General features: G+C 38.0%; 10 protein-coding genes. 2 read left to right on the top strand and 8 right to left on the bottom strand.

Translation table 11 applies throughout. The features are described 5' to 3' along the window. Positions 1-211: 211 nt before the first annotated feature. The 6 genes from QME45_12625 to QME45_12650 form a co-directional block, all read right to left on the bottom strand. A complete protein-coding gene (locus tag QME45_12625; GenBank protein ID MDI6619491.1) occupies positions 212-922 on the bottom strand; it encodes an ABC transporter ATP-binding protein in 711 nt (236 codons plus the stop codon). Further along, positions 915-1,685 (bottom strand): ABC transporter ATP-binding protein, encoded by a 771-nt coding sequence (locus tag QME45_12630; protein ID MDI6619492.1) that lies wholly within the window; start codon positions 1,683-1,685, stop codon positions 915-917. The genes QME45_12625 and QME45_12630 overlap by 8 nt, the downstream gene beginning before the upstream one ends. Further along, on the bottom strand, positions 1,682-2,746 hold the full coding sequence (locus tag QME45_12635; protein MDI6619493.1) for a branched-chain amino acid ABC transporter permease: 1,065 nt from the start codon (positions 2,744-2,746) through the stop codon (positions 1,682-1,684). Before QME45_12635 ends, QME45_12630 begins: the two co-directional genes overlap by 4 nt. Before the next feature lie 4 nt (positions 2,747-2,750). Beyond that, positions 2,751-3,644 (bottom strand): branched-chain amino acid ABC transporter permease, encoded by an 894-nt coding sequence (locus tag QME45_12640; protein MDI6619494.1) that lies wholly within the window; start codon positions 3,642-3,644, stop codon positions 2,751-2,753. Positions 3,645-3,723: 79 nt separating this feature from the next. Beyond that, a complete protein-coding gene (locus tag QME45_12645) occupies positions 3,724-4,899 on the bottom strand; it encodes an ABC transporter substrate-binding protein (GenBank protein MDI6619495.1) in 1,176 nt (391 codons plus the stop codon). 225 nt (positions 4,900-5,124) lie between these two features. Beyond that, positions 5,125-7,188 carry an ATP-dependent helicase gene (locus QME45_12650; protein MDI6619496.1) on the bottom strand — a complete coding sequence of 688 codons (2,064 nt, stop codon included), beginning with the start codon at positions 7,186-7,188 and terminating at the stop codon, positions 5,125-5,127. A gap of 255 nt (positions 7,189-7,443) precedes the next feature. Here QME45_12650 and QME45_12655 point away from each other — a divergent pair, with 255 nt between their 5' ends. Continuing rightward, entirely contained in the window at positions 7,444-8,508 is a 1,065-nt protein-coding gene (locus QME45_12655) for an undecaprenyldiphospho-muramoylpentapeptide beta-N-acetylglucosaminyltransferase (GenBank protein ID MDI6619497.1), read from the top strand. 100 nt (positions 8,509-8,608) lie between these two features. After that, on the top strand, positions 8,609-8,911 hold the full coding sequence (locus tag QME45_12660) for a hypothetical protein (GenBank protein MDI6619498.1): 303 nt from the start codon (positions 8,609-8,611) through the stop codon (positions 8,909-8,911). Positions 8,912-9,126: 215 nt separating this feature from the next. Here the strand turns inward: QME45_12660 and asnB are convergent, their stop codons facing one another. Further along, entirely contained in the window at positions 9,127-11,031 is a 1,905-nt protein-coding gene (asnB, locus tag QME45_12665; protein ID MDI6619499.1) for an asparagine synthase (glutamine-hydrolyzing), read from the bottom strand. Positions 11,032-11,242: 211 nt separating this feature from the next. Next, on the bottom strand, positions 11,243-11,557 hold a 315-nt coding region (locus QME45_12670; protein ID MDI6619500.1), incomplete at its 5' end, for a hypothetical protein.

The following is an 11,557-nucleotide window of genomic DNA, read 5'->3' on the forward strand; positions in this document are numbered from 1 at the left end:
TATTTGAAGAATATTATTTCAATCGCTAAGCTCACAGTCTTTAGAGTCTGTAAACTCGTTCAGGGCAGAATCAAAACTCGCTTCGCAAAAGATTGATTCTGCTTATCCTGAAGCTAAAGTTAACAGACTCTAAAGACTTTCCGCTAATTGCTCTTTCCATAATATTCTTCAAATCATAAAAAATATACCACCAGCCTTATAACCAAAATAGTTAGTGCTTTTCTCCTAGATATGCCTTTTTTACAGTGTCATTTTGAAGAAGTTCCTTGCCGGTTCCTTTAAGTATTATCCTTCCTGTTTCAAGTACATAGCCTAAATCGGCTATTTTAAGGGCTGCCTTTGCGTTTTGCTCTATCAAAAGTATAGTAACCCCCTGACTATGAATTTTGGATATGATATTAAAAATTTCTTTTACGAGAAGGGGCGACAGACCCATCGATGGCTCGTCAAGCATTAATAATTTGGGCCTTGCCATAAGGGCTCTTCCTACTGCGAGCATTTGCTGCTCTCCTCCTGACAGCGTGCCACCCAACTGTTTTTTTCTTTCCTTTAACCTCGGGAATAATGAAAACACCTTTTCAAGGTCTTCATTTATATAGTTTTTGTCTTTTCTTGTATATGCGCCTAGTATCAGATTTTCGTATACAGTTAAATCAGGAAATATATTTCTACCTTCGGGAACAAGAGTAATTCCCATCTTGACAATATCTTTTGTCTGCTTTCCGGTTATATTTATGCCATCATATCTGATCTCTCCGCTTTCTATTTTAATTAAACCCGTTATCCCTCTAAGTGTGGAACTTTTACCGGCTCCATTTGCACCGATAAGGGTAACTATTTTACCATCGGGAACAGAAATGGAAACGTCTTTCAAGGCAACTATACCACCGTAATTTACCGATAAATTATTTATCTCAAGCATCGTCTTCCACCCCCAGATAAGCTTCGATGACTTTTTCGTTGTTTTGTATTTCATCCGGCGTTCCCTTGGCAATTGTATTTCCATAGTCGAGTACCAGTATCCTTTCGCAGACGCCCATGACAACCTGCATGTGGTGCTCTATCATCAAAACTGTAACATTATATTTATCCCTCACCTGGCGGACAAAATCCATAAGAGCCATGGATTCATTCGGATTCATGCCCGCAGCAGGCTCGTCGAGAAGGAGAACTTTCGGTTCTGTAGCAAGCGCTCTTGCAATTTCAAGCCTTCTTTGCATCCCATAAGGCAGTGAAGAAGATTTTTCATGGGCAAAATTATCAAGATTCACATCTTTCAGCAATGCCATGGATTTTTCATACATTTTATTTTCTTCTTTAATATAATGAGGGAGCCTGAGCGTGGCAGACAAAAAATTTGATCTGATATGAAGATGGTTTGCGATCAAAACATTCTCCAGCACTGTCAGTTCATTAAACAGCCTTATGTTCTGGAATGTTCTTGCAATGCCAAGTTTTGTAATCTTGTCCTGCCTTAAGCCTGTGATATTACGGCCTTTATATATTACAGTGCCATATGTGGGCTTGTAAACACCCGTTATTATATTAAAGCATGTTGTCTTACCGGCGCCATTCGGGCCTATCAATCCTACGATTTCATTTTCTTTAAGGCTTAAGTTAAAGTCTGATACGGCAACCAGCCCTCCAAATTTAAGTGTAATATGATTAAGTTCAAGCAAACTCATATTTTAGCCTCCTCTTTACGGCCGGATTTGTTCTTGAATATATTGAGCAATCTGTTTACGGATATCTCCTTGTTTCCCATGATGCCCTTCGGATAAAACAATATAACCAGCATGAGAAGTAGAGAGAATACAACCATTCTAAGGCCGGGAAGAGCAGGAATGAATAAGAAACCTTCATCAAGGAAGCGCATGGCTTCCATAAGGGACGTCACAACTATTGCCGATATTATTGAGCCTGTTATGCTGCCCATGCCTCCAAGTACGACTATTAAAAGTATGTTGAATGTCAATGCTGATTTAAACATATTTGGATCGATTGTGCCTAAAAGATTTCCTAAAAGCCCTCCGCCGATACCGGCCAGAAATGAGCTGATAGTAAATGAAAGCAGTTTATGCTTGAAAAGGCTTATCCCCATGGCTTGGGCCGCGGTTTCATCTTCCCTTATTGCCTTGAAGGCCCTGCCGTAACTCGAGCTTAAAAGAAGGCACATGAATATTACCGTTATGACAGCAGCCCCGAATGTCCAATATATAGGATGCTCCGGCATTGGAAGTCCCTTTATGCCTAAAGAACCATTTGTTAAACTTCTCGTATTCGTGAATACCACCCTTATTATTTCCGAAAAACCAAGAGTAGCTATCGCAAGATAGTCGCCCTTTAGCCTCAATGCCGGCACTCCTACGATTATACCGGCTATGGCGGCAATAATCCCGCCGAGCAGCAAAGCCGGCAAAAAAGGCCATTGGACATTTCTTAAAAAGGGAACGATAGGGGTGATATAGAAATTCAGAGCCTTATATTCGGGGCTCATGGTCAAAATACCGCAGGTATAAGCGCCGACAGCCATAAATCCTGCATGCCCGAGTGAAAACTGTCCGGTAAAACCGTTGACAAGGTTCAGGCTCAATGCCAGTATTATATAGATTGCACCGAGGTTAAGCACTGTGACTATATATGTGTTTAGAAAATAATCGCATAGAAACAATATAAAAAATAAAAGCACGATTATGCCGGCTCCAATCAAGAGCTTTATAAGCTTTTTGTTTTTATTGTCAGACATTATATCACACCTTTTCAGCTATTTTTTCTCCAACTATGCCGGTAGGTTTCAAGAGGAGAATTAATATTAAAAGTACGAACGCAAACGCATCCCTGTAACCGGATAATTCAGGTAGTATTGCTATTATAAGTATTTCACCGATCCCAAGTAAAAAGCCACCGACAACCGCTCCGGTTATATTCCCGATTCCACCTATAACCGCAGCTATAAAGCACTTAAATCCGGGGGTTATCCCCATAGTCGGCTGAACCTGAGGATACCTTAAACCCCACATGATGCCGCCGATAGCCGCAAGTGCCGAACCGATGCCGAAAGTCAGGCTGATTATTTTATTTATATCTATACCCATAAGCTTTGAAGTCTCGAAATCCTTGGCAACAGCCCTCATAGCCATACCTGTTTTTGTCTTGTTTATCAAAAACAGAAGCAAAACGAGCAGCAATATTGTTACTGTCGGAATATAGAATATTATATGCTGTATGGACACATCGCCTATGTTTACAACATCGGTAAATAATTTTATATTGGGAAATTTTTTCGGCTTGCCTGTAAATAAAACCGTTGCAAGATTTTCGAGGAGGAAAGATACACCTATTGCTGATATCATTATCGATATTTTCGGTGAACTTCTTAAAGGGCGGTAAGCTGTTTTTTCAATAAGCATTCCCAGCAAAGTAGTAATGATTATGGCTATAGGGAAAGAGATCCACCATTCAAGATGAAATGCGAATATACCGAAATATGATATATATGCTGCGACCATTATAATATCCCCATGCGCAAAATTGATAAGCCTTAAAACTCCATAAACCATTGTATAACCAATAGCGATGAGCGCATACAGGCTTCCAAGGGCTATACCATTTGTAAGCTGCTGTAGAAGTATAGTTAAAGTCATATTATCCCCTTCAATCAATTAATTTCGGTGGGGGATTTATTCCCCCACCGGCAATGCAGAAAGATTTATATTAAAATTATCAGTTGTTTTCAGGTTCAATCGTGGTCATATATTTAAATTTGCCGCCTTCGACTTTTTTGATGACAGCATTTTTAATTGCATTTCTGTCTTCATCAAATGTTATATTGCCTGCGGCCCCGACAAAATCTTTTGTCTTTGCAAGTTCATCCCTTATCTTTACTGAATCGGCGGAGCCTGCTCTTTTAATGGCATCCAGTATGACACGATAGGCATCGTAGCCTAAAGCCGAGACGGCGCTTGGTTCTTTCCCTTTATATTCAGCATCGAATTCCTTAAGGAACTTTTCGGATTCTGAATTCAATGGTTTATCCTTTGCAAAGAATGTTGAAAACACGGCACCCTCGACGGCGCTTCCGCCAAGCTGCAAAAATTCGTCCGCCTCCCATGTATCGCCGCCTATAATTGGAGTCTTTATTCCAAGCTGCCTTGCCTGCTTTATAAGAAGTGCCGATTCAGTAAAATTCCCCGGCGCAAATATAACATCGGCATTCAGCTTTTTAATGGTTGTAAGCTGTGATGAAAAATCCTGATCGCCTGTCTGATAGTTTAGAGGCTGTGACAATATTGCATTCTTGTTTCCGGTTAATTTTATAAAAGAATCCATGAAAAATTTTGCAAGACCAACCGAATAATCATTTGAAACTTCCTGTATTATCGCAGCGGATTTAGCATGCAAATCTTTGAATGCAAAGTTTGCCATAACTGTTCCCTGGAACGGATCTATAAAGCAAACTCTGAAATAATAATCGTTGTTTTTGGTAACGTTGGGATTCGTACATGAAGCTCCGACTATAGGTACCTTCATCATTTTTGCAGTCGGGCCGGCAGCCATCGCAAGGGAACTTCCCCAGCTTCCTATTACGGCGCTGACTTTATCCTGTTCAATAAGCCTTTTTGCTGCGTTTGCCGCCTCGACCTTATCGGATTTGTTATCTTCTATGATAAGTTTCACTTTTTTGCCGAGCACTTCAGGATAGAGCTTGTTTGCAAGTTTTATACCCTGTACCTCCATGGAGCCTCCTGCTCCATTCGCTCCTGTAATAGGCTCGAAAACACCTATTTTTATTTCATCTGAATCGGCATTTGCCAAAGATGCATTGCCTGTCTTTTTACAGGCTGTCAGTAGAGATGCTGCCATTAAAACAGCAAGAAAAATTGAAATAGCTTTTTTCATAGATAAATCCCCCCAAAATATAAAAATAATGTATACTGTATATGGTATATATACATATGTATAATATATGTGGATATTTTATCATATATATGCGATAAAGACAATGATAATTTATTCAGAGTGCATGTTTTGGATTTGAAGTTAGGTTGACAAAGTAAATGCAACCAGAATGATTTGAAGGATATTATTTCGTTTATTAAGCTTCAAGGCTTGCGGTAACTGAAGTTATCTATCGATTAGTTTATTGTCTATACATGTCTTGATATCCAATTGCTTCAGGCCGCCTTTTCTGAATTTGATTTCAACTACTCCGTCATAAAGCCCCATAACTTTTCCGATGCCAAAAATCTTATGGCTTATAAGTTCGCCTGCATTATATATACCGGAATTCTTTTTTATTGATCTGTTATTATTTGAGAGTTCCGATATGAACCTTGATGTCTTTGTGCTTTTTCCATGGTGCTTTTTAGGGTACGATATAAAAAGGTTTGTCTTTGACCTGGTAACAGCCACGTAAAAAAGCCGCCTTTCTTCATCGATGTTTTCACCGTTTTTGATGCTTTTAATGTGGGGAAGAAAGCCTTCAGTCACTCCTATAATGAATACGCATGTAAACTCGAGCCCCTTCGCTCCATGAATCGTGCTCAAAACGACGCTTTCTCTTTTATTATTCTTGATTTTTTTGTCCTTAAGCACCTCGGAGACCTGATTTATATGGGAAAGAAAAGATTCAATAGAGTTAAATCCGGCTGCAGAAAGCTTATATTCATCTGCTATATCTAAAAAGTCGTGGCTATCTATGCCCGATTCACTGCACATGCACTTTATGAAATCATCATAGCCTATTGATTTTCTTATGAAGTCTATTGCCGTGCATGCATCCATATGATTCATGGTTTTCAAACCGCTGAATAACTCATCGATTTTTTGTATTTCGTATGCTTTAAGGGGGCATTTTTTAAACGAATCATATAAACTGCATTTACCATTCAAAAATTGCTTAATTGAAGCATTTAATGCATTCTTGTGTATATATCTTACAGGCTTGTTGATTATTCGGGAAATTGAAAGGGTATCGTTATTGTCCAACGATAGTTTCAGATAAGCCGTAAGATCTCTGCAAATCCAGTTATTATAAAAATTATTCATGGTATCCCTTATGCTAAGGGGCATGTTCCTTTTTATAAGCTCATCTATAATGGCCCTTGATTGAATGTTGCACCTGTAAAGCACGGCAAAATCGCCATACGTATAACCGCATTTTGTCATTTCTTCAATCGTATCGGCTATGAATGACGATTCCGCTTCCTCATCGGGAGGCGATAAAAATACGGGTTTGCTTTTCACTCCTATATATGATTTCATATCTTTTTCTTTTCTCATGCTGTTATTCGATATTATTCTTTTAGATAGCTCTACGATCTCAAAGGAGGATCTATAATTTATATTGAGCAGCACTGTTTTGCAACCCTTAAAGCTTTTCTCAAAGTCAACCATACAGTGCGGATATGCGCCTCTGAAGCTGTATATGCTCTGGTCATCATCGCCGACAGCGCATATATTGTTTTGTGGAGAGCATAATAATTTTACGATATCAAATTGCATTCTGCATGAATCCTGAAATTCATCTATGAGGAAATATTTATACTTTTTTTTGTAGAATGACAGAAGGTTGCTATCGGATTCAAGTATTTTCTTGCATATAATCATCATATCGTCAAAATCTATACATCTTAGGAGCTTTTTTTGCCCGCCGTATTTTTGAAGTATCGAGAGAAATAGAGCCCTTGATACTTTTTCCAAGTTGCATCTTCCAATATCTTCTCCGCAAGTGCGGAATATCGATATATTGTTTAATATCGCTTGAACTGTTTCTTCATCATATGGTTGATTTTCATGCCTTAGTATATTTTTAATGATTCCATAAGTTTTATCCTGGTCCAGTACGGCGACTTGCCTTCCATAATATGTATTTATAATCTTATAAAATGTAGAATGGAATGTCCCGAAATTTACTTCATCAAAATGGTGCCTTGCATCTGAAAAGATGTTCTGGAATCTCTGCTTCATTTCGTTTGCAGCGGCTTTTGTAAATGTTATTACAAGTATGCTTGAAGGATTCACCTTTATCTTTTCAATAAGGTACCCGGCCCTGCCAGTTATAACGCTTGTTTTCCCGCTTCCGGGGCCTGCTGCAACAAGCAGGGGACCGTTTACATAAGTTATGGCATCCTTTTGCCGTTCATTATAATAGATGCCGGCGTTTTCGAGTTTCTTAAAAAAATCCATCGTATACCTCACAAAACCATAAATGAATTTTGCTATGAAAATGTTTTATATTTCGATTCTGCAAAAAATAAAACCAAAATAGCATATCGTTTCAGTTTAAATTTTATCCAGAGGATGTTTTTTTAATCTGCAGTTTCGGGTTTATCAAATATAAAATATGCGCTTTAAATCGGAACAATCTGTAGAAAAATAAAACCAATTTGTATTATACTATATGAAGGATGGTAGTATATGAGTTAAGGGATGGAGAGTAGAATGAAAAAGATAATATTAACAGGCGGGGGATCAGCAGGACATGTTACCCCAAACCTTGCACTAATTGATGAATTGTTAAAAGACGGGTGGGAAGTGCATTATATAGGTACAAAATCGGGTATTGAAAGAAGCATTATAAAGGATAAGAGGATTATTTATCATGCGGTAAATGCAGGCAAATTAAGAAGATATTTTAATGCAAAGAATTTTACCGATCCTTTCAGGGTACTTGAAGGTATATTTCAGTCATTTTCTATTGTGAAAAAAATAAAGCCGAAAGTCATATTTTCAAAAGGTGGGTTCGTATCGGTACCGGTTGTCATAGGAGGATGGATGAATGGGATACCAGTTATAATACACGAATCCGACATGACTCCGGGTCTTGCAAATAAGATATCTGCTGCTTTTGCATCGAAAATCTGCATTAATTTCCCGAGCACTGAGAAGTATTTCAGCAAAGGGAAGGTCGTTTATACAGGAACGCCTATAAGAAAGGGGATCTTAAACGGCAGCTATAACACAGGACTTGGAATTTGCGGTTTTGAGGCAAACAAACCCGTTGTCATGGTTATGGGTGGAAGCCTTGGCTCCAGGAGGATAAATAGCCTCATACGCAAGGCTCTTCCGCATCTGTTAAAAAGTTTTCAGGTTGTTCACGTATGCGGAAGGGGCAATGTAGATCCGTCGCTTTCAGGTTTAAATGGATACAAGCAATTTGAATATGTAAATGAAGAGCAGCCGCATCTTTTTAAAATAGCTAATCTTATAATATCGAGGGCGGGAGCAAATTCGATATTCGAATTTTTAAAATTAAAGCTTCCAAACATACTTATCCCTCTATCGACCAATTCCAGCAGAGGTGACCAGATTTATAACGCCAGATATTTTGAAAAGATGGGCTTTAGCAAGGTTCTGTTTGAGGAGAATATAAATGCGGATATATTATGCCAGGCGATATTCGATGTTTATAACAGCCGGGGTAAATATATCGAAAGCATGCGTAGGAAACAAACACCCGATGGAACGGCAGAAATCATGAAGCTTATAACGGCATATGATAATTGAAGTGTTTAAAACATCACAGGTATATATTACGAATCGAAGTTCTATAAAGATATAATTTGCATATTTTATAGTGTAATTTTAAAATTTGCAGGGGAGAAAGATGGACTTATCAAAGCTTGTAATAGTTGCATTGATAGGTGAAGCCCTATGGGAAACGGCGAAGCTTTTCTGGCAGCAGGGGAAATTTTCCATCGACAGAATCGGTTCCGTGCTTATAGGAGTGTTTCTGGCAGTTTTAACAGGGCTTGATTTATTTCAGGTCATAGGTATTCCGATTAACATACCCGTGGTAGGGGAAGTGCTTACAGGGATTTTAGTAAGCAGAGGAGCCAATTTCATGCATGATATCATAGGCAGCATGAATAGCGTATACACTAAAAGCAAGACCGGAAACAAAAACTAATCCAAGGGTTGTACTCAGATTATTCGAAGAATATTATTTCAATCGCTAAGCTCACAGTCTAAAGAGTCTGTAAACTTGTTCAGGGCAGAATCAAAACTCGCTACGTATGAAACATTGATTCTGCTTATCCTGAACATGCGTTAACAGACTCTAAAGCCTTTCCGCTAATTGCTCTTTCCATAATATTCTTCGAATAATATATATACATCCATGAACTAGTTTTTGCTTATAGCAACCTGTTTTTGCATTTCACTGGCATTATATGAAAGATTATTCTCGATAAATATCTGATGCCACAGCATAAATATCAGTATCGTCCACAGTCTGCGTCCATAATCTACAGGCCCTTTTCTATGCTTTTCAAGCATTTTAAGTACATTTTGCTTATTGATATATCTATCTGTTTCACTTTCATTTATAAGCTTTACAGCCCAATCATAAAGCTCATCTTTTAGCCAGTGCCTGTATGGGACCGGGAAGCCCAGTTTTTTTCTTGTGATTACTGAATCGGGTATTATGCCCTTAAACGCCTCACGCAGTGCGTATTTAGTCGTACCATTTCCTATTTTTTCTTCAAGGGTCAGTTTTGACGCCACGTTGAATACCTCTTTATCGAGAAAAGGAACCCTGAGCTCCAGGGAATTTGCCATAGTCATCCTGTCCGCTTTGACAAGTATGTCTCCTCTCAGCCAGGTATTTATATCGATATATTGCATCTTTGTAGTATCGTCATAATCTTTTGCCTCATTATAATAAGGTTCGGTTACATTTTCATATTTTAACGATTCATCGAAATTGTTCAGGATATATCTCTTATCCTCGTCATTAAATACAAATGCATTTCCTACATACCTTTTTTCGATGGGGGAACAGCCCCTTTCAATGAAACTTTTACCCTTTACGCCTTCGGGTATCAGCCTTGACATGGATTTTAAAGCCTTTTTAGCAGGCTTCGGGATATACTTGAACATGCTTAATGAAACAGGTTCGCGGTAAATATTGTATCCGCCGAAAAGCTCATCTGAGCCTTCTCCTGACAGCACAACCTTTACGTATTTTCTAGCTTCTCTTGCCACAAAATAAAGTGGAACGGCTGCAGGATCTGCCATCGGCTCATCCATATGCCATATTATTTTTGGAAGTTCATCGATAAACTCCTGAACTGTTATAACTTTGCTTATATTTTCGACGCCTAATTCTTCTGCTGTATCCTTGGCAAGATCTATTTCGCTGTATCCATTTCGCTCAAATCCTACAGTGAAAGTTTTTATGGCAGGGTTTATTTTGCTTGCAAGGGCTACGATAATTGTGGAATCGATTCCTCCGGATAAGAAAGCTCCTACCGGAACATCGCTCCTCATATGGACTTTGACCGAATCCTCCATGGCTTTTCTTATTTCAATAATCCTTTTATCAAAGTCTGTTTTAACAGGATTAAAACTTATGGACCAGTAACTCCCTGTGACAACTTTTTCGCCAGGCTTTTTCGTAATAGTATGGCCAGGTTCAAGAATTGAAACGGCTTTAAGTATCGTATCGGGTTCGGGTACGAATTGAAAAGTCAAGTAATTGTATAAGGCTTTAATATTTAAATCCTTTGGAATGCCGTTCAAGCACAAAAGGCTTTTCTTTTCGGAAGCGCAGCAAACTCCGCTTTCGTTTTCTATGTAATAGAAAGGCTTTATGCCAAAGGGATCTCTTGCACCAAACATTGTTTTTGTTTGTTTATCCCATATTACAAATGCAAACATTCCTCTTAAATATTTTACGGACTCGGCTCCCAAGTATTTATACATTGCAAGTATTACTTCGGTATCGGATTGCGTTGAAAAATGAAAGCCTTTTTTAATAAGATCTTCACGAAGTTCAACATAATTATATATTTCTCCGTTAAATACAATGCGATATCGCCCGTCATCATAAGGAAATGGCTGACTGCCATTTTGAAGGTCTATAATACTCAGCCTTCTAAAACCCATACACATATTGCCGTCCACATAAAAGCCCTCGTCGTCAGGACCTCTGTGCTTTATGATGTCCGTCATTTTTTTTAATGTTTCCATTTCCATATCTTTATCGCTTATTTCTTTATCTGATAAAAGCGTTACAAAACCGCACAAAATTATCAACTCCCCGGATATTTAGAAAATAATTTTATATATTTGAAGTATAAACATAGAACAGTAATATGTCAATTGTATATTTAGCTTCCTTCAATTCGCAATATGAACTTATGTTATTTTGAGCACTCATTCATTGTTCAAAATAACATAAGCCTATTTATGCCTGATTTCATATTACGAATTGAAGATGACTTTGGTTGCATCTAAATTATCGCCTTTTCCAGAGTAATTTATTATTTTTTATCCCTAAAATAGATCCTATTATACTCGTTAATGGCGTAAACAATGCCGCTAAATTGCCGCCGTTTCTAAAACTTATGGATATTATATTGTGCGTATCGCTTAAAGGGTATTTAAATAAGGGAATAATGAGCGATATAAAAGACAAAATTATTTCAAATATTATACCCATTAAAATTGAACAGGTTAATATATTTTTCTTAAAATTAATCTGTTGTGCTACCTGATAAATTACTGGTAAAAGGAATATTATACCAATATCTATGGATATAGTTTCCCTGAT

The sequence above is a fragment of the Clostridiales bacterium genome, from assembly GCA_030016385.1.
GTDB lineage: Bacteria > Bacillota > Clostridia > Clostridiales > Oxobacteraceae > JASEJN01.